Source organism: Pseudomonas sp. EA_65y_Pfl1_P113 (genome assembly GCF_963970525.1).
Lineage (GTDB): Bacteria > Pseudomonadota > Gammaproteobacteria > Pseudomonadales > Pseudomonadaceae > Aquipseudomonas > Aquipseudomonas tritici.
In genome coordinates, this window is the sequence record NZ_CAXAQM010000260.1 from 1 (window position 1) to 582 (window position 582).

At 60.8% G+C, this 582-nt stretch carries 1 protein-coding gene; it reads left to right on the forward strand.

Features of this window, described 5'->3' with window-relative positions; all coding sequences use genetic code 11:
• A partial coding sequence (locus AACY52_RS29475) for an SPFH domain-containing protein (RefSeq protein ID WP_339561245.1) occupies window positions 1–380 on the forward strand: 380 nt, incomplete at its 5' end.
• Window positions 381–582: the final 202 nt, after the last annotated feature.

Genomic DNA, 582 nt, shown 5'->3' on the forward strand with positions numbered 1-582 from the left:
TGGGCAACATCCGCGCCGGGTTGCAAAAGCTGGCATCGCAATACGGCGTGCAGATCGTCGACGTGCGCATCAAACATGCCGATCTGCCGAGCGGCACGCCGTTCGACAGCGCGCTCAACCGCATGCGCACCGCGCGCCAGCAACAGGCGCTGACGATCAAGGCGCAGGGCCAGCAGACCGCGCAGATCATCCAGGCGCAAGCCGATGCCAAGGCCGCGCAAATCTATGCCGACGCCTTCAACAAGGATCCCGATTTCTACGATTTCTATCGGGCGATGCAGTCCTATCGCTATACCTTCGCGCAGGATGCCAAGGGCAAGACCTCGTTGGTACTGTCGCCCGACAATGCCTATTTGAAGGAATTCCAGGGACGGCGCTGACGGATGGCCCCATAACCATCCACCAGCCGTTCATATTCAATCGCCGTTCAGCATCGCTTAGTATCTACAAAGGCGATGCTGCCAATTGGTAGACGAGAGGAAACGACCAAAGTGCGCTACGCCTACGCCATTACCGCCGCCCTGTTGCTGAGCGGCACCGCGACCGCCATTGCCTTGCCGTCCGCCGGGGGCGCGCAGACCG